The 22,941-nt window shown below is 64.0% G+C and carries 22 protein-coding genes; 9 read left to right on the forward strand and 13 right to left on the reverse strand.

From position 1 onward, the window contains the following. Positions 1-11: 11 nt before the first annotated feature. Genes ACP92_RS03215 through ACP92_RS03230 form a run of 4 tightly spaced genes read right to left on the reverse strand, consistent with a single transcriptional unit; the run spans position 12 to position 4,663 of the window. The gene (locus ACP92_RS03215; RefSeq protein ID WP_013232680.1) at positions 12-2,063 is read right to left on the reverse strand and encodes a sodium:solute symporter family protein; all 2,052 of its coding nucleotides are present in this window, start codon (positions 2,061-2,063) and stop codon (positions 12-14) included. Next, on the reverse strand, positions 2,053-2,337 hold the full coding sequence (locus ACP92_RS03220) for a DUF4212 domain-containing protein (RefSeq protein WP_013232681.1): 285 nt from the start codon (positions 2,335-2,337) through the stop codon (positions 2,053-2,055). Before ACP92_RS03220 ends, ACP92_RS03215 begins: the two co-directional genes overlap by 11 nt. A gap of 1 nt (position 2,338) precedes the next feature. Beyond that, on the reverse strand, positions 2,339-3,907 hold the full coding sequence (locus tag ACP92_RS03225) for a sensor histidine kinase (protein WP_048348493.1): 1,569 nt from the start codon (positions 3,905-3,907) through the stop codon (positions 2,339-2,341). A gap of 42 nt (positions 3,908-3,949) precedes the next feature. After that, the gene (locus ACP92_RS03230; RefSeq protein WP_013232683.1) at positions 3,950-4,663 is read right to left on the reverse strand and encodes a response regulator; all 714 of its coding nucleotides are present in this window, start codon (positions 4,661-4,663) and stop codon (positions 3,950-3,952) included. A 332-nt stretch (positions 4,664-4,995) separates the two neighbouring features. Between ACP92_RS03230 and ACP92_RS03235 the strand changes: the two genes are divergently transcribed. Both ACP92_RS03235 and ACP92_RS03240 read left to right on the forward strand, forming a co-directional pair. Next, the gene (locus ACP92_RS03235; RefSeq protein ID WP_013232684.1) at positions 4,996-5,409 is read left to right on the forward strand and encodes a hypothetical protein; all 414 of its coding nucleotides are present in this window, start codon (positions 4,996-4,998) and stop codon (positions 5,407-5,409) included. Positions 5,410-5,620: 211 nt separating this feature from the next. Beyond that, entirely contained in the window at positions 5,621-6,574 is a 954-nt protein-coding gene (locus ACP92_RS03240) for a Tim44 domain-containing protein (RefSeq protein WP_041310106.1), read from the forward strand. 242 nt (positions 6,575-6,816) lie between these two features. Here the strand turns inward: ACP92_RS03240 and ACP92_RS24805 are convergent, their stop codons facing one another. The 6 genes from ACP92_RS24805 to ACP92_RS03265 all read right to left on the reverse strand — a co-directional run bounded on the left by ACP92_RS24805 (position 6,817) and on the right by ACP92_RS03265 (position 12,481). Beyond that, positions 6,817-6,972: a hypothetical protein gene (locus tag ACP92_RS24805; RefSeq protein ID WP_167578375.1), complete on the reverse strand. Its 156-nt coding sequence runs from the start codon at positions 6,970-6,972 to the stop codon at positions 6,817-6,819. Positions 6,973-6,974: 2 nt separating this feature from the next. Then, positions 6,975-7,961 (reverse strand): aliphatic sulfonate ABC transporter substrate-binding protein, encoded by a 987-nt coding sequence (locus tag ACP92_RS03245; protein WP_013232686.1) that lies wholly within the window; start codon positions 7,959-7,961, stop codon positions 6,975-6,977. A gap of 22 nt (positions 7,962-7,983) precedes the next feature. Next, positions 7,984-8,820: an ABC transporter permease gene (locus tag ACP92_RS03250; protein ID WP_013232687.1), complete on the reverse strand. Its 837-nt coding sequence runs from the start codon at positions 8,818-8,820 to the stop codon at positions 7,984-7,986. 79 nt (positions 8,821-8,899) lie between these two features. Beyond that, positions 8,900-9,886, reverse strand: a complete 987-nt coding sequence (locus tag ACP92_RS03255) for an aliphatic sulfonate ABC transporter substrate-binding protein (RefSeq protein ID WP_013232688.1) — start codon at positions 9,884-9,886, stop codon at positions 8,900-8,902. A gap of 355 nt (positions 9,887-10,241) precedes the next feature. Continuing rightward, positions 10,242-10,850 (reverse strand): sensor histidine kinase, encoded by a 609-nt coding sequence (locus ACP92_RS03260; protein WP_013232690.1) that lies wholly within the window; start codon positions 10,848-10,850, stop codon positions 10,242-10,244. Positions 10,851-10,852: 2 nt separating this feature from the next. Then, a complete protein-coding gene (locus ACP92_RS03265) occupies positions 10,853-12,481 on the reverse strand; it encodes a tetratricopeptide repeat-containing response regulator (protein ID WP_013232691.1) in 1,629 nt (542 codons plus the stop codon). 420 nt (positions 12,482-12,901) lie between these two features. On the opposite strand from ACP92_RS03265, the gene recA reads away from it, so the two are divergent. From recA to ACP92_RS03295, 6 genes are all read left to right on the forward strand, one after another. After that, positions 12,902-13,957, forward strand: a complete 1,056-nt coding sequence (recA, locus tag ACP92_RS03270) for a recombinase RecA (protein WP_013232692.1) — start codon at positions 12,902-12,904, stop codon at positions 13,955-13,957. A gap of 359 nt (positions 13,958-14,316) precedes the next feature. Next, positions 14,317-14,781 carry a recombination regulator RecX gene (gene recX / locus ACP92_RS03275; RefSeq protein ID WP_013232693.1) on the forward strand — a complete coding sequence of 155 codons (465 nt, stop codon included), beginning with the start codon at positions 14,317-14,319 and terminating at the stop codon, positions 14,779-14,781. 535 nt (positions 14,782-15,316) lie between these two features. Continuing rightward, positions 15,317-16,477 (forward strand): ADP-forming succinate--CoA ligase subunit beta, encoded by a 1,161-nt coding sequence (sucC, locus tag ACP92_RS03280; RefSeq protein ID WP_013232694.1) that lies wholly within the window; start codon positions 15,317-15,319, stop codon positions 16,475-16,477. Between the two features lie 101 nt (positions 16,478-16,578). After that, the gene (gene sucD / locus ACP92_RS03285) at positions 16,579-17,460 is read left to right on the forward strand and encodes a succinate--CoA ligase subunit alpha (protein WP_013232695.1); all 882 of its coding nucleotides are present in this window, start codon (positions 16,579-16,581) and stop codon (positions 17,458-17,460) included. Positions 17,461-17,678: 218 nt separating this feature from the next. Further along, positions 17,679-18,404 carry a TerC family protein gene (locus tag ACP92_RS03290; RefSeq protein WP_013232696.1) on the forward strand — a complete coding sequence of 242 codons (726 nt, stop codon included), beginning with the start codon at positions 17,679-17,681 and terminating at the stop codon, positions 18,402-18,404. Positions 18,405-18,587: 183 nt separating this feature from the next. Beyond that, positions 18,588-19,094 (forward strand): pilin, encoded by a 507-nt coding sequence (locus ACP92_RS03295; protein ID WP_013232697.1) that lies wholly within the window; start codon positions 18,588-18,590, stop codon positions 19,092-19,094. Between the two features lie 64 nt (positions 19,095-19,158). On the opposite strand, the gene moaC is transcribed toward ACP92_RS03295, so the two are convergent. Next, positions 19,159-19,665, reverse strand: a complete 507-nt coding sequence (gene moaC / locus ACP92_RS03300; protein ID WP_013232698.1) for a cyclic pyranopterin monophosphate synthase MoaC — start codon at positions 19,663-19,665, stop codon at positions 19,159-19,161. Between the two features lie 107 nt (positions 19,666-19,772). Between moaC and ACP92_RS03305 the strand changes: the two genes are divergently transcribed. Then, a complete protein-coding gene (locus ACP92_RS03305) occupies positions 19,773-21,329 on the forward strand; it encodes a M48 family metalloprotease (protein WP_041310109.1) in 1,557 nt (518 codons plus the stop codon). Between the two features lie 17 nt (positions 21,330-21,346). Here the strand turns inward: ACP92_RS03305 and ACP92_RS03310 are convergent, their stop codons facing one another. Together ACP92_RS03310 and ACP92_RS03315 are read right to left on the reverse strand one after the other, a co-directional pair. After that, positions 21,347-21,955, reverse strand: a complete 609-nt coding sequence (locus ACP92_RS03310) for a DUF2946 family protein (RefSeq protein WP_041310112.1) — start codon at positions 21,953-21,955, stop codon at positions 21,347-21,349. Further along, positions 21,948-22,940 carry a YheT family hydrolase gene (locus ACP92_RS03315; RefSeq protein WP_013232701.1) on the reverse strand — a complete coding sequence of 331 codons (993 nt, stop codon included), beginning with the start codon at positions 22,938-22,940 and terminating at the stop codon, positions 21,948-21,950. The genes ACP92_RS03310 and ACP92_RS03315 overlap by 8 nt, the downstream gene beginning before the upstream one ends. Position 22,941 lies beyond the last annotated feature (1 nt).

Consider the following 22,941-nt stretch of genomic DNA (forward strand, 5'->3'; position numbering starts at 1 on the left):
CATCCGGACATTCAGGGCGTGCGGATGTGATCGATCAGCGCAATGGTCGCTTCATCGGGCGGCGGCGTGAGCAGGCTCACGATCACCATCGCGGCCATCCCCACCGGCACACCGAAGATGCCCGCGGAGATCGGCGCGATGTGGAACCACTGGCCCGCTGCGCTGCCGCCGAAGGAGGGATTGGTGTGCAGCATGTAGTACACGCACATCAGGAAGCCGCAGAGGATCCCGGCAATCGCGCCGGCCTGGTTGGCGCGCTTCCAGAACACACCGAGCACCAGCGCCGGGAAGAGTGTCGAAGCGGCCAATGAGAAGGCCGCGCCCACCATCGAGAGGATGTCGCCCGGCTTGAGCGAGGCCGCATAGGCCGCCAGCAGCGCCACCACCAGCAACAGCAGCTTGGAAATGGTCACGCGCTTCTGCGTGGACGCGCTGGGATCGACCACCTTGTAGTACACGTCATGCGAGAGCGCATTGGAGATGGTCAGCAACAGCCCATCCGCGGTGGACAGCGCCGCCGCCAGGCCGCCAGCGGCCACCAGCCCGGAGACGAAATAGGGCAGGCCGGCGATCTCCGGCATGGCCAGCACGATGATGTCGCCATCCATGGAAATCTCGCCCAGCTGCACCAGGCCGTCGCGGTTCAGGTCGGTGATGGAGACCAGCGGATTGAGCTTGTCCATGTTGGCCCAGTAGTACACCCAGTCGGGCAGGTGGCTGTAGCTGCTGCCCACCAGCGAGGTGTAGATGTCGTACTTCACCAGCACGGTCAGGGCCGGCACGGTGAGGTAGATCAGCATGATGAAGAACAGGGTCCAGAATACCGAGGTGCGCGCCCCGGCCACGGTGGGCGTGGTGTAGTAGCGCATCAGGATGTGCGGCAGGGCGGCCGTGCCGAGCATGAGGCAGAACACCAGCGCCAGGAAATTGTTGCGCTTGATGTCCGAACTCTCCTGGTCGCGCCCGGGGAAGGGTTCGGTCTGCGAGACCGGCGGTTGGGCGCGCGCCAGGTTGGCCGCGCGCGCTTCGGTCCATTTGCGTTCGGCTTCCTCGGGGGACTTGGGATAGGACGACAGCGCCCGGCTGGCGGCCTTGATCTCGGCCAGGGAGGCGTGGTTGTCGCGGCGGACCTGGTCGGCGTTGGTGTGCGCTTCGAGACGGCCATCGACCCAGGATTGCGGCAGGTTCCTGAGCTTGCGCTCATAGTCGTCGGCGCGCGCCTGGAAGATCTTGCGGATTTCCTTTTCCTTGGGATCATCCTCCAGCCGCTGCTCGATGGCGCTGAGCTTGGGCAGCACCGCACCATAGGCCACCGGCGGCACCGGCACCGTGGTGTGCTTGGCCGAGAGCCAGATCACCGGGATCAGGTAGGCCAGCAGGATGATGATGTACTGCGCGACCTGGGTCCAGGTGATGGCGCGCATGCCCCCCAGGAAGGAGCACACCAGGATGCTGGCCAGTCCCAGGAAGATGCCGATGGAAAAATCGATGCCGGTGAAGCGCGACGTGATCAGGCCCACGCCATAGATCTGCGCCACCACGTAGGTGAAGGAGATCAGGATGGTGGCGGCCACGGCGAGGATGCGGATGACGTTGACGCCCTGGCTGCCCGGCCGGCCCGGATAGCGCGCGGCGAGGAAATCGGCGATGGTGTACTGGCCGAACTTGCGCAGGTAGGGGGCGATCAGCAGCGCCACCAGGCAATAGCCGCCGGTCCAGCCGAGGATGTAGGCCAGGCCGTCGAAGCCTTGCAGGTAGAGGCCGCCGGCCAGGCTGATGAAGGTCGCCGCCGAGATCCAGTCGGCGGCAGTGGCCATGCCGTTGAAGAGCGGCGGCACGCGCCGACCGGCGACATAGTATTCGGGCACGTCGGAGGTGCGGCAGACCACGCCGATGCCGGCGTACAGGCCGATGGTGACGAACAGGAACAGGTAGCCGATCCAGGTGCGCGGCATGCCCTCGCGTTCCAGGATGGCCAGCACGCACAGGAAGGCGATGAAGCCCAGCGTGTAGAACCCGTAGTAGCGGCACAGGCGCCGGAAGAAGTCCTTGTTACTCTCCATTGCCGCTCTCGCCTTGTTCCCGCCGCACCAGCTGTTCGATGCGCCGCATGCGGCGCAGGTAGATGACCACGATGGCCAGGTAGATCAGCATCATCCCTTGCGCGGCCATGTAGAAGGAGATCGGCCAGCCGAACAGGTGGACCCGGTCCAGCTCGCGGGCGAAATAGATGAAGAAGAACGTGGCCAGGAACCACAGCGCCAGCAGCCAGGCCGTCATGCGGCGCGTGCGGTGCCATTGGTTGCCAGGGTCGGAGGGGAGGGCGCCGTGGTCCATGTCAGGTGATGTCGTCGAAGAAGGGCGTGCGCGGCATCATGCGAAAGCTCACGCGAAAGACGCAGCCCGGATACTTGGGATCGGTGCTGCGCGGATTGCTGGTGATCTCGAGCGCTGCCTCGTGCTGCTGGGCGATCTCGCGCACGATGGCCAGGCCCAGGCCGCTGCCGGTGCTGGGCGTGCCGAGGATGCGATAGAAGCGTTCGAACACATTGGCGCGCTCGGCCACGGGAATGCCGGGGCCGTTGTCTTCCACTTCCAGGATGGCCAGGCCGCCGCCCTCGTCGGTACGGGCGCGCACGGTGACGCGGCCATTGCCGTCATGCGGGGTGTAATGCAGGGCATTGTCCAGCAGGTTGGACAATAGTTCGCGCAGCATCACCGGGTTGCCGGTGATGAGGATGGGATGATCGGGTTGCTCGAAGCCCAGGTCGATGCGCTGGGTGAAGGACATCGGCACCCAGTCCTGCACGACGCTGCGGGCCAGCTCATTGAGTTCCACCGGGATCATGCCGCCGGACTGCGATTGCTGGTTTTCGGCGCGGGCCAGGGAGAGCAGCTGGTTGACCAGGCGCGTGGCGGTTTCCGAACTCTTGGCCAGCTGTTCCAGCGAGCGCCGCACATCGACCTGGTCATCCTGACGCAGCGCCAGTTCGGATTGCATGCGCATGCCCGCCAGCGGGGTCTTCATCTGGTGCGCAGCATCGGCGATGAACCGCTTCTGGATGGCGATGGTCTGCGACAGCCGCGCCAGCATGTCGTTGAGGGAGCGCACCAGCGGCGAGATTTCCTCCGGCACCTGGCCGGAATCGATGGGCGAGAGATCATCGGGCCGGCGCGCGCGGATGCGCTGCTGCAGTTCCGACAGCGGCGACAGGCCGCGCGAGAGCGCAAACCACACCAGCGCCAGCGCCACCGGCAGGATGATGAACTGCGGCAGGATCACGCCCTTGATGATTTCATTGGCCAACTGGGCGCGCTTTTCCAGGGTCTCGCCGACCTGCACCGTGGCCAGGCGCGGCTCGCGCGAGGCAGCGCGCTGGGCGGCGCTGCGGCGCAGGTCCACCTGCAGGGTGGCGATACGCACGTCGCTGCCGTGCAGGATGTCATTGCGGAATTGCACCGTGCCCACGGTGCTGCGGTCCTCGTCGGGCGGCGGCTGCGGCATGTCCACATCGCCTTCGATGTATTCACCCGCGGGGCCGGTGACCTTGTAGTAGATGTTGTCGATGTCGTCGGCGCGCAGCAGGTCGCGCGCCGACACCGGCAGGCGCGCCACGACCTTGCCGTTGACTTCGGAGACCTGTTGCGCGAGCACGGTGACGCTGTCTTCCAGGGCGCGGTCGAAGGGCTGGTTGGCGATCGATTGCGCGATCAGATAGGTGATGGCGATGCTCATCGGCCACAGCAGCAGCAGCGGGGCCAGCATCCAGTCGAGGATTTCGCCGAACAGGGAGCGCTGGATGCGCTCCACCGGCTGCGTGGCCAGCGCAGCGCGGCGCTTCTTGCGCGGCGCCGGGGCGTCGCTGGCCTGCTCGGTAGCGGCCTGGGCGGGATCGCGCGCGCTCATGGCTGTCCGGCGCGCAGGCGTGCGGCAAGAGCGGGAAGGGAATCAGGCAGCGTTGTTGGATGCGGCCAGCGCTGCGGCATTGCCGGCCTCGGGCAGTTTCTCCAGGCAATAGCCCAGCCCGCGCACGGTCGCGATGCGTACGCCGCCAACTTCGATTTTCTTGCGCAGGCGATGGACATAGACCTCGATGGCATTGTTGCTGACTTCCTCTCCCCATTCGCACAGGTGGTCCACCAGTTGTTCCTTGGAGACCAGGCGACCCGTGCGTTGCAATAATACTTCCAGCAGCCCCAGTTCCCGCGCTGATAATTCCAGCATCTGTTCGCCGATGTAGGCGATGCGGCCGACCTGGTCATAGGAGAGCGGGCCATGGCGGATCACCGTCGGTCCGCCGCCGGCGCCGCGCCGGGTCAGGGCGCGCACCCGCGCTTCCAGTTCGGAGAGGGCGAAGGGCTTGGCCATGTAGTCGTCCGCACCCAGGTCCAGGCCCTGCACGCGCTGTTCCACCGAGTCAGCAGCGGTCAGGATCAGCACCGGCAGACGCGAGTTGCGCGCGCGCAGGCGACGCAGCACTTCCAGGCCGGACATCTTGGGCAGGCCCAGGTCCAGGATCAGCAGGTCGAAGTCCTGGGTGGAGAGCGCCGAATCGGCCTCTACGCCATTCTTGACGCAGTCGGCGGCGTAGCCGGAATGGCGCAGGGACCGGGTCAGACCGTCGGCCAGTACGCTGTCGTCTTCAGCAAGGAGGATGCGCATAGGAATCGGTCAGCGAGGCGGGCTCGGCTGATTTGTCTCGTGTCGTCGAATTCTTGTGGAACTTTTCATTCATATTCCACTAATTCATGGGCCAATGCAAATCAGGGTTATCCTGATGCGCTTGTCTCTGTGGACGCTTCCCTGCTTCTTTCCTCTTTCCTGCTTCTCCTGCTTTCCTGGCCTTGCCCGGAAGTGTAACAATTCAGCCAGAGGCATTGAACTCTGAAGCTTAGGCCTTATAGTATGGAGCGTCAGCAACATTTACTTGCTGGCAGCGCAATTTTTGTTGTTATAATTTCCCGCATCCATTGCTGGAATATCCGGAATCTCCGATGAAACGTTTGTGGGTCCTTCTGCTGATCTGTCTGTTGCCGGTGCAAGTATTTGCAGCGGTGCTGACGTACGCCAGCTCGATGGCCGCGACCGATTTCGCCGCTCCCGTCCCCGTACAGGCTGCCGCCGTGCAGCACCTGGCCGGCAAGACGGTCTCCCTGTCCGACCAGGCCGCCGCCGACGATGCGTCGCAGGCGCTGCTGGCCGATAACGGCTCGTCCGACGAGGACAGCGCCGGCTATCTGGACAATGGTGAAGATTTCTCCACCCATGCCGGCATCGGTGACGAACCCGTGCTGATCCAGTCGCTGGCCGTCGTGCCGCAAGCTTCCAGCCTGGCGCCCGCTCTCAGTAGCGATGCCGCCCTGCAACCTCCCTTCCTGCCCCGCGCAGGACGTCCTCCCCGGGCCTGATCCCGTCGCTGCGCGCGACCTGTCTTGCTGCGCCCGCTGAACTGCCCCTGAACCATCGAGGCCGCGCGTCGTGCGACAGCAGGCAACTGCGCGCCTGCGGCCAGCACCCGCCAGCCTGCGCCGGTGCTGATCCTTCCAGGGCAAACCACCAGTTTCACGAATCACGGCCGATGTGACCGCATCACATCATCAGAATCCTCTAGGAGAAAGCATGAAAAAAGCATTTGTCGCGCTGATAGTGGCGGTGATGACGCTGTCTGTTGGCATTTCGACCGTTGAAGCCAAACGTCTTGGCGGCGGCGGCTCGATCGGCAAACAGTCCTCGAGCGCCAGCCGTCAGGCGCAGAGCCCTGCCCCGATGCAGCAGAACCAGGCTGCCGCCGCCAAGCCGGCCGCCCCTGCGGCGGCTCCGGCTGCCGCCGCTGCCAAGCCGAGCATGTGGAAGGGTCTGCTGGGTGGCGCGCTGCTGGGCCTGGGCCTGGGCGCGTTGCTGTCGCACTTCGGCCTGGGCGGCGCCCTGGCCAGCATGATCAGCACCATCCTGACCGTGGCCCTGATCGCCCTGGCGATCATGTTCGTGGTGCGCATGTTCCGTCGCAAGTCGGAAGCTTCGCAGCCTGCGCCGGCCTGGGCGGGCGCTGCACCGCAAGCGGCTGACAACGCTTCGGCCACGCCCCAGATCGGCTCCATGCTCAAGACCGACCAGTCTGCAGCCGCAGCGACGCAAGGCGGTTTCGGTGGTGGCTTCGGCAATGCCGAGCAGGCTCCGGCCTATGGCGTGCCGGCTGGTTTCGACACCGTGGGCTTCGTGCGCAATGCCAAGACCTATTTCATCCGCCTGCAAGCGGCATGGGACAAGGCCGACATCAACGACATCCGCGAATTCACCACCCCGGAAATGTTTGCCGAGCTGCGTCTGCAGATCCAGGAACGCGGCGCCGCCAGCAACCAGACCGATGTGGTCTCGCTGGATGCCGAAGTGCTGGGTGTGGAAACCGTGGGCAACGATTATCTGGCCAGCGTGAAGTTCTTCGGCTTCATCAAGGAAGATCCGACTGCTTCGCCGGCCCAGTTCGCGGAGATCTGGAACCTGTCCAAGCCGGCTGCCGGCCAGGGTGGCTGGGTGCTGGCGGGTATCCAGCAGATCGACCCGGTTTCCGCCTGAGCGGGGCAGCAAGGTTCATGTAACAAGTAACAGTTTGGCGCGGAAGGCGGCGGTTAGTGGATGAGCGTCGCCAGTCCGTTTTACCGCCGGCTTTTGCCGGCGGTTTTTTTTTATGTCCGTTCCACGCCTGCATTATTCTTCACTCCCACCTTGAACTGGCTTCCCGTGCAGCCGCGCAGGCTGTCCTGGTCCTGCCTTTGCATCCCTTCCGTCTCTTGGCGCACGATAGAAAAAGCACCGCATCAGCGGCGCTTGTGAGCTTGTTCGTCAGTCTCCTGGCCTGGGTTCTGCCTGTCCCGGTCTCGGTGCAAGGAGCGGCCCTCCGATAGCGGAAACAGGAGCGCCACCACCACCAGGATGAACAGCAATATCAGCGTGATCTGATCCAGTCCGTCCATGTTCAGGCCGCCTGCGCGGCCGTCCAGATGGCCACGTCGTTGGTATTGATCTTCCTGGGCAGCAGACCGGCTGCGAAGAAGGTGTCGGCGATGCGTTGCTGTTCGCCCAGCGCCTCCGGCCGGACGGCCCGTACCTCGTAGCTGCGGCGGCTGTTGGCCAGCTCGATGGTGTCCGCATCCAGGCCCCATAGCGGGGCCAGGAAGGCAGCAGCTTCCTTGGGGTGCTGCTTGACCCAGTGGCCGGTTTTCTGCAGTTCGTCGAATACGACGCGCAAGACCTCCGGGCGCGCCTGCGCGAAGCTGGCCGAGGCCAGGTAGTAGCGCTGGTAATCGGCCACGCCACGGCCGTCGGACAGGATGCGGACCTGGGACTGTCGCTGCACGCCAGCCAGGAACGGATCCCAGGTGACCCAGGCATCCACGCTGCCACGCTCGAAGGCGGCGCGGCCATCGGCCGGGGAGAGGTAGGCGGCATCGACATCGCTGAACTTCAGGCCGGCCTTCTCCAGCGTGGCGATCAGGAGGTAATGCACGCCGGCGGCCTTGGTCACCGCGATCTTCTTGCCCTTGAGATCGCTGGCCTTGCGCAGCACGGAATCAGCCCGCACCACGATGGCCTGGGCCGCCGGGGAGGGGGACTCCTGGGCCACATAGGCCAGCTTGGCGCCCGCAGCCTGGGCGAATACCGGTACGGTGTCGGCCACGTCGGCGCTCAGGTCGACCCCGCCAACGTTGAGCGCTTCCAGCAGAGGCAGGCCGCTGGCGAACTCATGCCAGCTGATCTTGGCCCCGGTGGGCGCCAGAAGTTTTTCCAGCGTCCCGTTGGCCTTGAGGATGGTGAGCAAGGTGGAGGATTTCTGGTAGCCGATGCGAATGGCTTTGTTGCCTTGCGCGAAGACACTGGCTGGCGCAAGCGCGCTGCCCAGGCCAAGTGCTGTGGCGGCGTGTAGCAAGCGGCGGCGAGTGGAGTCGGTGGAGTGCTTGGACATGGATGCGCTCGAAAAAATGGGTTCAGGATGTCTGCTGGCTGGATTGCCGTCGTGCCTCGCGCCAGCCAAGGCTCTTTTGCTCGACGGCTCGCAGCAGGCCATCGCTGAGCTTGCCCAGCAAGGCCAGGATGAGGATGGCCGCCAGCACCAGGTCTGGCCGGCTGCTCTCGCGCCCGTCCGAGAGCAGATAGCCCACGCCCTTGGTGGCGGCGATCAGTTCTGCGGCCACCAGGAACATCCACGCCAGGCTGAGCCCGCCACGCAGGCCGGCAAACAGGTAGGGTAGCGACGCCGGCAGCAGGATGTGACCAATCAGCGCCTGCGTATTCAGCCCGGACGTGGTGCCGACTTCGATGAGCTTATGGTCGATGTCGCGGATGCCGGCCACCAGGTTCAGATAGACCGGGAAGAAAGCGCCGATGGCGATCAACACCACCTTGGGTGTTTCATCGATACCCAGCCAGAGCAGCAAGAGTGGAATCCAGGCCAGGCTGGGGATGGCGCGCAGCGCCTGGAAGCTCGGCTCCAGCAGGGCTTCGGCGCGACGACTGATGCCCACCAGCAGGCCCAGCGCTACCGCCAACGCACTGCCGATGACAAAGCCGGCGGCCACCCGCGCCAGGCTCGCAGCGATATGCGGCAACAGTTCACCGCGCTGCGCCAGCGACCAGAGCGTGTGCGCCAATTCGCTGGGCGGAGGCAGCAGGCGAGCCGGGATCAGCTCCAGCCGCGCGCCGGCTTCCACCAGCAGCAGGAAGGCCAGGGGAACGATCCAGCCCGTGAAACGGCCCGGGCGATAAGCGTCGTCATGCGGCCAGCCACGCCGGTGCGTTCTTGCAGTCGACGTGGAGGTTGGCATGCTGGTTTGCCTTGCACTCGAGCCAGCCGTATCCCCGGCCTGCAACGTCGCCGGGAGGGAGATAGGATCGGACATGGCCTCAGGCCCTCACCACGCCCTGGGCATAGCTGGGATCGATCAAGGCATTGATGGTGCGGGGCAGATCGGTGCCACTCTTGACCAGGTCTTCTTCCAGCAGGATGGGGGCGGCCGCGCGCAGGGCCTCGATGTGTTCGCGGCCGATCTGCGGCTGCGAGAAATCGTTGCGCTTCAATTGCAGCCGGGCCACTGGTGCGGACAGCTTGGACTCTTCCGACAGCAGCGCCACGGTCTCGTCCGGATGGGCGATGATCCAGCTGCGCGCCCGTTCATAGGCAGCGATCACGCGCTTGACCTGGTCCGGATGGCGCGCCGCAAAGCTGTCGCTGACGTTGAGGAAACCATAGGTGTTGAAGTTGACGTTGCGGTAGATCAGGCGCGATCCGGCTTCCAGTTCGCTGGCCGCCAGATGCGGATCGAGCCCGGCCCAGGCGGCCACGCGGCCTTGTTCCAGCGCGGCGCGGCCGTCGGCGTGCTGCAGGTGGACGATCTCGACATCGCTCTTCTTGAGGCCGTTTTCATGCAGGGCGCGCAGCAGGAAGAGATAGGGATCGGTCCCTTTGGTGGCGGCGATCTTCTTGCCCTTGAGTTCGTTGATGGATTTCACCGGTGACTCCTTGCCCACCGCCAGCGCCGTCCATTCCGGACGCGAATAGATATAGACCGCCTTGACCGGATTGCCGTTGGCGCGCGCCAGCAAGGCCGCCAGGCCAGCGGTGCTGCCGAAGTCCACGCTGTCGCTGTTGAGATATTCAAGCGCGCGGTTGCTGCCCTGGCTCAACACCCACTTCACTTCCGTGCCTTGCGCCTTGAGGTCTTCCTCCAGCCAGCCGAATTTGCGCAGCACCAGGCTGGGCGGCGAGTAATAGGCATAGTCCAGACGGATGACCTTGGGCGGCTGCGCTGCGCTGGACAATAGAGGGATGCCGCCCAGGGCGGTGACGCCGAGCGCGGCGGGCGCCAGGCGGAGGAAGTCTCTGCGGTGCATGGATCGGTTCTCCCGGAGGTGGACGGTCTCGCGCCGGATGGCGCAGACGCGACAAACCGCTACTCTAGGGAGGAAGCCAGGTGGGTAGAACGACTATTTTCACGCTTGCATATGCGGCCCGCGCATGTGGCAGACCGCTGCAAGGAGCGGGGCTGCGACCGGGGCGACGGTGCTCATGCAGTCCTGCAGAGGAGTGGTGATGCTGCGCTGTAGTGACGCAGTCCTGCCTAAGTATGGTCAAGGAGTGGTCAAGGAGAAGTGCGATGCGGCGTTGATTCACCGAGCCAGTGCCGCAGCGAAACAAGGCACTGCACCGACCAGGCCGCGTCAGTGGCGCCGTCGTCGGTACTCAGGGTCAGGGCAGGCAGAGTTCGAAGACTGCGCCGCCGTCGGGATGATTGGACAGACGCGCCTCGCCTTGGCGCGTCTCCTTGTTGTGCGCAGTGGCGATGGCGTTGCACAGGTCCATGCCCAATCCGGTGGAGGGTTTCTTTTCCTGGGTGCCGATGCCGGGACCATCATCGCGCACACTGAAGACGACGCCCCCCTCGGGGTGATTGCGGCAGCCCAGCGCGATGCGCGTGCGCGCAAACCGGCTGGCGTTCTGCAGCGCCGCTTCCAGCGCCAGCGCCACCAGGTGCTCATCGAAAAAGCCGATGATCGGCATGTCCGTCTCGTCGACCACCAGGGTGAGGGCGCCCTGGACGCGCGCGACCGCCTGCTCGCGCACCAGCGACTGCAGGAAGTCCTGCGGCGAGACCGCTTCCACCTGGGCGCGCAGTCCCTGGGAGTCGGCCTTGTAGAGCGTGAGGAAAGCGATCAGCTTTTCCTGCAAGGCCAGGCAGGTCACATGGGCCTGCTGGACGCGCGGCACGTCGTCGGAAAGACGACGCAATTCGCCCTCCAGAACGCCCAGGGAATTCTTGATGTCGTGAATGATGATCGCGGCAAGCTTGGGATCCATGGTCAGCTCTTCGGGGCTACTTTGCTCAGGGTGTCGCGCAGGAACTTGTGCATCTTGGCGACTCTATCGTTGCCCGGAATCAGGCGATCCAGCGTGGCCAGGTAGCGGCGCACGCGCTTGACGTATTCCTCGTTCCAGCCGCGCTGGCTCATCCACAGCAGATGCAGTTGGGCCGAGGCCAGCAGCACGCCGGTGTTCTCCGGCATGCTGGCCAGCGCTTCCTCCAGCTTGGCCAGCGATTCATCCGGCTTGGCGCTGCGCATGAGGGCGTTGGCTTCGGCGATGACGCTCATGCAGTGCTTGACGGCGCCATCGACCAGCTCGTCGGCCAGGTTGGCGCGGCCGGTATCGGCCAGCACCTTGCGCGCCAGCATCAGCAGGGTCTTGTTTTCGTGGTCGGACTTGACGGCGTCGGCGATGAGCTTGCTGCCTTCCTCGTCGCGACCCATCGAGAAGGCGGCCTTGGCCAGGGCCAGCGTGGCCATGTCCGAGGTCTCTTCGCCAGCAGCCTGGCGGGCGGTCTCGAAGGCCTGCTGGGCCGAGATGGTATCGCCCAGCTGCACGTAGGCCTGGGCTTGCACGGCGGCTTGCGCCGAGATGAACAGCTTGGATTCCTCGTAGCGGCGCGGGGCGCTTTCCAGCAGGCGCAGGGCGGCATCGGCGTCACCACTGTCGATATGCACCTGGGCCAGCGAGAGCAGGTCGGTGGGTTGTGCGGTCAGCGAGCCCTTGGTGTGCTTGAGCACCTTGTCATAGGCTTCGCGCGCCTGGTCCAGGTGGCCGCTGCGATAGGCCACATCACCCACCAGCCGGCTGCGGCGCGCCGAAGGGATGATTTCCGACGAGCGCGTGAGCGCCTCCAGCGCACCTTCCTGGTTGCCCTGGGCCTCGTCGATCTGCGCCAGCAGGTCATAGGCGGCGATGAACTGCTTGTTCTGCGCCAGCACATCCTCGACGATGGCGCGAGCGTCGTCCATCTGGCCGGCCACGATATTGCAACGGGCCAGGCCGATCTTGGCCCAGACCAGGTCGTCACGCATGCCCAGCGCCTGCTTGTAGACCTCGCGCGCCTCGTCGACGCGGCGCTGCTCGATGAGCAGCGTCCCCTTGGTCTTCATGATCTCCACGATCCACTTGGGCGCCGCCTTGAGCACGTTGTCGCATTCGGCGATGGCGCCGCTGATGTCCTTGCGCTTCATCTTCTCGGTCACCGGCAGCATGGCGTGCTGCTTTTCCAGCAGGCGGTCCACGCGCTCGGCGATGCGGCTGGCCGTCAGCGGCTTGAGCATGTAGGCGTCAGGCTGGAACTCGGCCGCGCTGGCCACCAGGTTGTAGCCGCTCTCGGCGGTGACCATGATGAACATGCAGGTCGGCGAGAGCATGTTCTGGGTGCGGAAGAACTCCAGCAGCTGCTGGCCGTTGCTTTCCTTGTTCAGGTTGTAGTCGCAGATGATCAGGTCATAGTTGCCCGATTGCACGAAACGGATGGCCTCATCAGGCGTGGCGGCCTGATCGACCTTGGTCACGCCCAGCTGTCCCAGGTGCATGCGGATGTTCTGACGCATCGTCGGCATGTCGTCGATGATCAGGCTGCGAAGGGCGCTGATATGGCTGAAAGGCACTAAACTCATGGGAACAATGTATCCAACGATGTGGACTGCAAAATATTGCTGTAATGCAATAAGCGTCAAGATGGCGTAGTTTTACACTTATATTGACGTAAAGCTGACGAAAAATTCTACCAAGTCGCGAGTGTGCCGTTTTTTTGCCGCCCTTGCATCATTCCTCTGCGATTTAGCCGCTTGGAGGGACCGCGACTCTCTTATAATTGTGGTTTTCCTTCCGAACGCTTCTCGGGCGACGAACAAAACGCTTGCACGAAGCACTGTTTTTTTATACAGTATCGCTCTATCGGGGCGTTGAACCGATGCGCGCGGCGAGGCCGCAGCGACATTGCGTTAGATATTGCGCTGTATTGCCGGTCCACCGGCCGCCCCAGCATCACATTCCCCGGGTACCCCTTCTTCACGACATTTTGCCGAGAGAGACTTATGGACGACAAAAAAGCTGCGAACAACTCTGAGAAGAGCAAGGCGCTGGCCGCCGCGTTGGCACAGATTGAAAAGCAGTTTGGCAAGGGCTCGGTGATGCGCATGGAAGATGGCGTCATCGCCGAGGAAATCCAGGCGGTCTCCACTGGCTCACTGGGCCTGGACATCGCCCTGGGCATCGGCGGCCTCCCGCGTGGCCGCGTCATCGAGATCTACGGCCCGGAATCCTCGGGCAAGACCACCCTGACCCTGCAATCGATTGCCGAGATGCAGAAACTGGGCGGCACCTGCGCCTTCATCGATGCCGAGCACGCACTGGACGTCACCTATGCGCAAAAGCTGGGTGTGAACCTGAACGACCTGCTGATCTCCCAGCCCGACACCGGCGAACAGGCCCTGGAAATCTGCGACGCCCTGGTACGTTCCGGCGCCGTGGACCTGATCGTGGTCGACTCCGTGGCCGCACTGACCCCCAAGGCTGAAATCGAAGGCGACATGGGCGACTCCCTGCCTGGCCTGCAAGCCCGCCTGATGTCGCAGGCGCTGCGCAAGCTGACCGGCAGCATCAACCGTACCAATACCACGGTCATCTTCATCAACCAGATCCGCATGAAGATCGGCGTCATGTTCGGCAACCCCGAAACCACCACCGGTGGTAATGCCCTGAAGTTCTACGCCTCCGTGCGCTTGGACATCCGCCGCACCGGCTCGATCAAGTCCGGCGACGAAGTCATCGGCAGCGAGACCAAGGTCAAGGTCGTCAAGAACAAGGTCGCTCCGCCGTTCCGCGAAGCCCACTTTGACATCCTGTATGGCGAAGGCACCTCGCGCGAAGGCGAGATCCTGGACCTCGGTTCCGAGCACAAGGTGGTCGAGAAGTCCGGCGCCTGGTACAGCTACAACGGCGAGCGCATCGGCCAGGGCAAGGACAATGCCCGCAACTACCTGAAGGAACATCCGGAACTGGCGCGCGAGATCGAAAACAAGGTCCGCGTGGCCCTGGGTGTGCCGGAACTGGCCGGTGGCGAAGCCGAAGCCGAAGCGAAAGCCTCCTGATCTTCCGCTCCCTCATTCATGCGCCTGCGTGGCGGCTGGGTTTGCCTGAGCCGTTGCCGTCAGGGAGGCGTTTGATTGCCCTGCGCCTGCCATGTGCTGCTGTTCTGGCGGGCGATGGGGTGCTGTCGTAGTCGCCATATCTTGTTTGTTCCGCGTTGCGGGCAGGCAGGGTATGGGTACCGAACTGCGCTTGTTTTGCCGCATTACTGCATCATTGCATCACCGCTTCATTGCATCATCGTCTCACTGCATCACCCTTTCATTGCATCCTTGCCTCACCGTTGCGATGCCCTGAATGGTTTTTACTGCATCAGCTTCCCGTGTATTCATCTGCTCCTTCGTCCGTGTAATCGAACGTCATGCCCAGACCGCCGATCAGCCTGAAAGCACGGGCGCTCAAATATCTCTCTTCACGTGAGCATAGTCGTCTGGAACTTGCGCGTAAGCTTGCCCCTTACGCGCAAGAGGGCGACGACATCGAAGCGCTGCTCCAGTGGCTGGAGCAGTCCCGCTTCCTCTCCCAGGAACGTTTTTCCGAATCGCTGGTGCATCGCCGCGCTGCGCGCTATGGCAACCAGCGCATCCTCTCCGAATTGCATGGCCACGGCATCGAAGGCGAGGCCATCGCCGACCTGAAGGCGGATCTGGCCGCTGGCGAAGCCGAGCGGGCCGCCCAGGTGCTGCGCCGTAAATTCACTGCCCCGCCGGCCGACGCCGAGACCCGCGCAAAGCAGATGCGCTTCCTGCAGCAGCGCGGCTTTTCCCATCGCAGCATCCGGGAGGCCTTCCAGACCGCCTGGCTGGACGAAGACGATCCGAGCTGACCGCGCCTTGTATCACTGTCGGCGTCATTGCCCCGAGGTAATTGCTGGGGCAATTCGGCAGGCCGTTTTTCTCGACGTCCGGGACTTGGTGCGCGACCTATCCCGGCGAGTGGTAATTTCTCCTCTTTCTCCGGCCTGTTAGCGCTACCAGCCAACAGCCCGTCTTGCCTGTGCTAAAATTCGGAAGTTTTTGCTGCGGCGCGCAAGCCTGAGGAGATATCGCCGGTAGCCGGTTGTCAATACGGCGCCACGATGTAAGGCCCACGACAGCAGCAGGAATGGATAATGCGAACGCACTGGCGCAAGCTGGCGCGTCACGAATATCAGACCAACTAAAGCAGACGGCATGCATATGCCCAATTCTACGAATTCACGCGCAACCCGCGCAGCTCACGCCTGCGCCCGTCCCCATCCGGTTACGGATGCGACACCCGCCTGCGGGTTGCAGTCTGCTTTCTCGTCGGTCGGCATTGCGCTGGCCACCGAATTTCAATCCGGCAAGTTTCATTCATTCAGTGTCTAAAGGGAAGCTCCCATGAAAATCCATGAGTATCAGGGTAAAGAAATCCTGCGCCAGTTCGGCGTAACCGTGCCGCGCGGCATTCCGTGCATGTCGGTCGACGAAGTCGAAGCGGCCGCCAAAGAGCTGGGTGGTCCGGTGTGGGTCGTCAAAGCCCAGATCCATGCGGGTGGTCGCGGCAAGGGCGGTGGCGTGAAGGTGGCCAAGTCCATCGAACAGGTCAAGGAATACGCCAACCAGATCATGGGCATGCAACTGGTCACCCACCAGACCGGTCCCGAAGGCCAGAAGGTCCGTCGCCTGCTGATCGAAGAAGGCGCTGACATCAAGAAGGAACTGTACGTTTCCCTGGTCACCGACCGTGTCTCGCAGAAGGTCGTGCTGATGGCCTCCAGCGAAGGCGGCATGGACATCGAAGAAGTGGCCCACAGCAACCCGGAAAAGATCCACAACGTCATCATCGACCCGGTCGATGGCCTGACCGATGCGCAAGCCGACGACGTGGCCGCCAAGATCGGCGTGCCCGCTGCTTCCATCCCCGCAGCCCGCAAGAACCTGCAAGGTCTGTACAAGGCCTACTGGGAAACCGACGCTTCCCTGGCTGAAATCAACCCCCTGATCCTGACCGGCGACGGCAAGGTCATCGCCCTGGACGCCAAGTTCAACTTCGACTCCAACGCCCTGTTCCGTCATCCGGAAATCGTCGCCTACCGCGACCTGGACGAAGAAGATCCGGCTGAAGTCGAAGCCTCCAAGTTCGACCTGGCCTACATCTCCCTGGACGGCAACATCGGCTGCCTGGTCAACGGCGCCGGCCTGGCCATGGCCACCATGGACACCATCAAGCTGTTCGGCGGCGAGCCGGCCAACTTCCTGGACGTGGGCGGCGGTGCCACCACCGAGAAGGTCACTGAAGCCTTCAAGATCATGCTGAAGAACCCCGAACTGAAGGCCATCCTGGTCAACATCTTCGGCGGCATCATGCGCTGTGACGTGATCGCCGAAGGCGTGATCGCTGCTTCCAAGGCGGTCTCGCTGAAGGTGCCTCTGGTGGTGCGCATGAAGGGCACCAACGAAGACCTGGGCAAGAAGCTGTTGGCCGATTCCGGTCTGCCGATCATCTCGGCCGATTCGATGGAAGAAGCCGCCCAAAAGGTCGTGGCAGCCGCCAAGTAAGTAACCCAACACGCAAGCCTGCGCGGCGCGAGCCGCCGGCCGCAAGCGATTGCAGCCACAGGCGCCGCCAGCGGCGCAGGCATCACAGTCAAGGAAGAGAAATGTCGATCCTCATCAACAAAGACACCAAGGTCATCACCCAAGGTATCACCGGCAAGACCGGCCAGTTCCACACCCGCATGTGCCGCGACTACGCGAACGGCAAGAACGCCTTCGTCGCAGGCGTGAACCCGAAGAAGGCCGGTGAAGACTTCGAAGGCATCCCCATCTACGCCAACGTCACCGAAGCCAAGAACGCCACCGGCGCCACCGTCTCGGTGATCTACGTGCCGCCCGCCGGCGCTGCCGCCGCCATCTGGGAAGCCGTCGAAGCCGAGCTGGACCTGGCCATCTGCATCACCGAAGGCATCCCCGTGCGTGACATGCTGGCCCTGAAGGACCGCATGGCCAAGGCCGGTTCCAAGACCCTGCTGCTGGGCCCGAACTGCCCCGGCCTGATCACCCCGGACGAAATCAAGATCGGCATCATGCCGGGCCACATCCACAAGAAGGGCCGCATCGGCGTGGTGTCGCGCTCGGGCACCCTGACCTATGAAGCCGTGGGCCAGCTGACCGCCCTGGGCCTGGGCCAGTCCTCCGCCGTCGGTATCGGTGGCGACCCGATCAACGGTCTGAAGCACATCGACGTCATGAAGGCCTTCAACGACGATCCGGACACCGACGCCGTCATCATGATCGGTGAAATCGGTGGTCCTGACGAAGCCAACGCTGCCCGTTGGATCAAGGACAACATGAAGAAGCCGGTGGTCGGCTTCATCGCCGGCGTGACTGCGCCCCCGGGCAAGCGCATGGGCCATGCAGGCGCGCTGATCTCCGGTGGTGCCGACACCGCCGAAGCCAAGCTGGCCATCATGGAAGAGTGCGGCATCAAGGTCACCCGCAACCCGTCCGAAATGGGCCGTCTGCTGAAGTCGGTGCTGTAATACCTGCCGCGTTTTCCGGGCAGCTCGGCCGAGGTGTCCGGAAGGCAGGCTGTACCAGCCATATCAGTACCCGCAAGATCAGCAAGACCAGCATGGGGAGCTCCGGCTCCCCATGTCATTTTTGGCTAGCCGTCGCCAGGCGATGGCACTAATCGCGTACCACGCGGTCAGCCAGCCATGCGCCCGACCAGCGGCGCTGTTTTTCCAAAAGGACATGCATGGAATTCCTGGCCAACCTGAACTGGATCGCGGTCGTGCAGATCATCCTGATCGATATCCTGCTCGGCGGCGACAATGCCATCGTCATCGCCCTGGCCTGCCGCAACCTGCCGGACAAGTTGCGCATGAAGGGCATCGTATGGGGGACCGTCGGCGCCATCGCCATCCGCATCGCGCTCATTTCCTTTGCGGTGACCATGCTGCAGCTGCCCTACCTGAAGCTGGTGGGGGGCGTGCTCCTGCTGTGGATCGGCATCAAGCTGCTCAACGAGGATGAGGACCACGCCGAGGTCGATGGCAGCGATCGCCTGTGGGGCGCAGTCAAGACCGTCATCGTGGCCGACCTGGTGATGAGCCTGGACAATGTGATCGCCATTGCCAGCGCGGCCGAACAAGCTGCCGGCGAACACCGGCTCATGCTGGTGGTGTTCGGGATCGTGGTCAGCATTCCCATCATCGTCTGGGGCAGTACGCTGGTCTTGAAACTGATGGAGAGATTCCCGGTGATCGTCACGCTGGGCGCGGCCTTGCTGGGCTATATTGCCGGTGGCATGATCTTCAGCGATGGCGCCATCCAGGGACTGTTGCGAGATTTCATCGACCAGACCGAATTCCTGGTGCCAGGCGCCTCCGTGCACCTGAGCCTGCCTGGCCTGGTGGGCGCGCTGGGGGTGGTGCTGATCGGCCTGAGCCTGAAGCGCCGCCGGCAGCAACTGGCGGGCTAGCCCGCCCTTGCTGCCGAGGGGCGGTGGCCGAAGTTTTTCCCGAAGTATTTTCAAGTCTTGCGCGGCGTTGACCCAGGTCAGCGCCAACAGGCATCAAAGCGCTAAGCTTTGCAACTTATTCGCTAGTGCGTATTTCCGGCCTTGCCCATACTGGCAACGCCCTTTCATTTTCACGAGGAACCCATGAAAGCAGCCGTCACCCGTTCATCCCAACAAGGCTTCACCCTGCTCGAACTGATGGTGACGCTGGCCATCGTCGGCATCCTGGCCATGCTGGGCGCGTCGCAATACCAGGACTACATTGCCCGTGCACGCGTCTCGGAAGGCTTCAACCTGGCCGAGCCCTACAAGCTGGCCGTGACCGAGCAGATCAGCTCCAACAACGGCGTCTTCACCGTGGCGCAACTGGGCCTGCCGGCCTTTACGCCCACGGCCAACGTCACCGGCATCAGCGTTTCGCCGATGCAGCCGCGCGGCGTAGGTGGCGTCATCACCATCACCTACAGCGCGCAGGTGGGCGAGGGCGGCACGCTCACGCTGACCCCGACCATCGCCTCCGGCACCATCCAGTGGCAATGCGCGGCGGCGGGCGTCACGCAGGCGCCGACGCCGCAGGGGGCAACGGCCAATACCGGCTTCGTGGCCGGCACGCTGCCCGCCAAGTACGCACCGGCCAATTGCCGCGGCTGATCCAGCCCTGCGCTCATCAAAAACGCGCCCGCAGGCGCGTTTTTTTTCGGCGCTGACTGGCGTCTCAGGGACGCGGCATGCTGATGTCGCTCTTGCCGCCGCGCTTGTCGGTGACGCAGATATCGCTCATGACCATGGTCTTGTCGACCGCCTTGCTCATGTCGTAGACGGTCAGCAGACCGATCTGCACGGCGGTCAGCGCTTCCATTTCCACCCCGGTCTTGCCGAAGGTTTCCACGCGGGCGGTGCAGCGCACCGAGGCGCTGGCGGCATCGGTCTCGAAGTCCACCGACACGTGCGTCAGCGCCAGCGGGTGGCACAGCGGAATCAGGTCCCCCGTGCGCTTGGCGGCCATGATGGCGGCGATGCGGGCAATGCCCAGGACATCACCCTTCTTGGCCGTGCCGGATTCGATGATGGCCAGCGTGGCTGGCTGCATGCGGATCACGCCAGTGGCCACGGCCACGCGATGGCTCTCGTGCTTGCCGCCGACATCGACCATGTGGGCCTGTCCGCCCTGGTCGAAATGGGTGAGGCCGCCGTTGGCGGCGGGTGCGCCGGGTGTGGTCATAGGATGTGCCAAAAGTCAGTAGGAAACGAAGGAGCGGGTATCATAGCAGGCAGGTCGCAAGCTGCCTTGCGGCGCCATTGCCACTGCCCCTTTACCCGTCTTCGTCCATGCAACGATACGTTCCTGATGCCATTGCCTGCTCACGTCGGCCAGCGCGCAAGCTGATCACCCGACTGCTGAGTGCGGCCCTGCTGCTGTTGCCGGCTGCGCCGCTGACCCTGCTACCTCATCCGGGCGTGGCGCAGAGCCTGCCCACGCTGGGCGATACCGAGCGCGAAGGCCTGTCGCCGCTGATGGAGCGCCGCTTGGGCGAAGAGATCATGCGCGATATCCGCAGCGATCGCGATTACGTCGATGATGGTCCGATCTCCGAATACCTCAACAATTTCGGCCTGAACCTGGTCTCCATTCACCCCGAGGTACGCGGCGAGGCCGGTTTCGACTTCCAGTTCTTCATGGTGCGCGATCCCATGCTCAACGCCTTCGCCTTGCCGGGCGGCTTCATCGGCGTCAATAGCGGGCTGGTGCTGGCGGCGCAGTCGGAGTCCGAGCTGGCGGGCGTGATGTCGCACGAAATCGGCCACGTCGCGCAGCGCCACATCGCGCGCATGCTGGGCCAGCAGAAGCAGAACTCCATGATCCAGCTGGCCGCCATCGTGCTGGGCGCGCTGGCCGGGGTGTCCAAGGCGGGTGGTGACGCCGCCATGGCGACGATGATGGGGGGCACCGGCCTGGCCGTGCAGCGCCAGCTCAACTTCAGCCGTGACGCTGAACGCGAAGCCGATCGCATCGGCCTGCAGATCATGCGCGATGGCGGCTTCGATCCCTCCGGCATGGTGACCTTCTTCGGGCGCTTGCAGGCGGCTTCGCGCAACTACAGCGATGCCGTGCCGCCCTACCTGATGACGCACCCGCTGACGACCGAGCGTATTGCCGATATCGAGGCGCGCATCCGCGACCAGCGCTACAAGCAGCGCGTCGATAATCCCGAGTTCCAGCTCGTGCGCGCACGCACCCAGGTGCTGCAGAACGACACGGTGCAAGGCCTGCGTGAGAATGCCGAGAAATTCATCGCCCAGGCCCGGCAGAACACCAAGTTGCAGACCGCCGCGGCCAAGTATGGCCTGGCCTACGTCTACTATCGCCAGAACAAGTTCGAACAGGCCGAGACCGCCTTGAAGGAAGCCCAGGAAGCGGCCATCCCGATGAAGACCGGCATCATGTTCGGCAGTCTCGACATCGATATCAAGATCGCTCGCAAGCAGTCATCGCAAGCGGTGCAACTGGCCGATGCGCTGCGCAAGCAGTTTCCGATCTCGCGGACCATCGCCCGTCAGTACGCCGATGCGCTCATTGCTGCGCGCCGCACCGATGAGGCCGTGGCCTATCTGCGCGACCAGGCCCAGCTCTACCGCAGCGACGCCCAGGTGCAGCAATTGCTGGCCAAGGCCTATGCGTCCCAGGGTAAGCAGGCCTTGCAGCATCTGGCCCTGGCCGAATCCTATGCCCTGAATGGCAGCTTGCTGGCCGCCATCGATCAGTTGGGTATCGCCCGCCGCGCGCCGGATGCGACGTTCTACGATCAGTCGCAGATCGATGCGCGTGAGCGCGAGTGGAAGGAACGCTGGAAGGATGAGCAGAAAGAAATGAAGGACCGCAGCTAGCCAACGAGAGGGCAGGCTCACTCCTGCTGGGCGCGCGGTAGCGAGACGAAACCAAAGCGCGTGGCCAGCGCGGCGGCGGCGATGCGCTGCAGCGGCACGGCCTGGGCGTCATGGATGAACTGCAGCGAGACACTATCGTCGCCTTCCATCCAGGCCATGAGCGCTGCTTCGTCCGCGCGCTGCCCCGCCTGCAGGCAGGGCAGCAACTGCGCCAGGTCGCGATCATCGACGCCGCAGAACTGGCCCCCGGCTTGCAGATACAGCCGTCCGCTCTCATCCATCCATGCGGCCTCGAGGGCGGGCAGCGCTGCGCCGGTATGCAGTACCAGCTGTAAGGCCTCATTCAAGCCCGGTTGCGTGCGTGCAATCAGCGGCATCCATTCCAGATCGACATAGACCCGCTGCGGGCCATTCTGGAAATACCAGCGGCCGGTCTCGTCGCTGTCATAGTTGCGCTCAATGAACGCCAGCAGGGCAGGGTGGCGGATGGGATCGCCCGGCAAGTCCAGCTGCTGTGCGCGCTCGTCGCGCATGCGCCAGCCGCCGCGTGCGTCCAGCCGCAGCCAGCCAAAGCAGTGCGGCACGTTGGGCCATCTGGCCATGGCCTGGCGCACCACCTCATCCATGGAACGCCTCCGCCTGGGCCGCGAAGCTGCTTTCGGACCTGCCCTCCAGGAAATGCAGCAACCGTCGCGGCAGCCAGTCCAGGCGACCGGGCGGCCCGCCGGCGGCAAAGCCGACATGGCCGCCTTGCTCCGGATAGTCCAGCACCACTTCCGGCGCTGCCGTGCGCGGCAGGTGCTGTTCGGGCAGGAAGGGATCGTTGCGGGCATTGAGCACCAGGGTGGGCACGGTGATGTCGTGCAGGATGTGCTTGGCGCTGGCGCGGTCCCAGTAGTCTTCGGTATTGCGATAGCCGTGCAGGGGCGCGGTGACGATATTGTCGAAGGCGTACAGGTCGCGCGCCGACAGCAGCGCCTCGCGGTCGAACAGGCCTGGGAACTGGTCCAGCTTGGCCAGGCACTTGGGCCGCATGGTGCGCAGGAACACCCAGGTGTAGAGCCGGTTGAAGCCAGCGCCCAGCGCCGCACCGCCACCGGCCAGGTCCAGCGGCGCCGAGACGGCGCAGGCGGCGTCGAGGATCTCGGCCTGGTGCTGCGATTCGCCCAGCCAGCGCAGCAGCGCATTGGCCCCCAGCGAGACGCCGCAGGCGTAGAAGTGGGTCGCGGCCAGGTCTTGCTGACGCAGCTTCAGGCGGCGGATGATCCAGTCCAGCTCGGCGCTGTCGCCCGAGTGGTAGAAGCGCGGAGCAAGGTTGATTTCACCCGAGCAGCCGCGGAAATGGGGGATCGCGCCATGCCAGCCACGGCGCGCCACCTCGGCCATGAGCGCGCGGCTGTAGTGGCTGTCGGACGAGCCTTCCAGGCCATGGAACAGCACTACCAGGGGCCGGCCCGGCTGGCCATCGACGAAGTCGATGTCGATGAAGTCGCCGTCCGGCGCTTCCCAGCGTTCGCGCCGGTAGGCCACCGTCGGCTTGCGCACGAAGGTGGATGGGTAGATGGTCTGGAGATGCCCGCCGGGAAGCCAGCGGGGCGGGATGTAAAGCATG

The organism is Herbaspirillum seropedicae (genome assembly GCF_001040945.1).
Taxonomy (GTDB): Bacteria; Pseudomonadota; Gammaproteobacteria; order Burkholderiales; family Burkholderiaceae_D; genus Herbaspirillum; species Herbaspirillum seropedicae.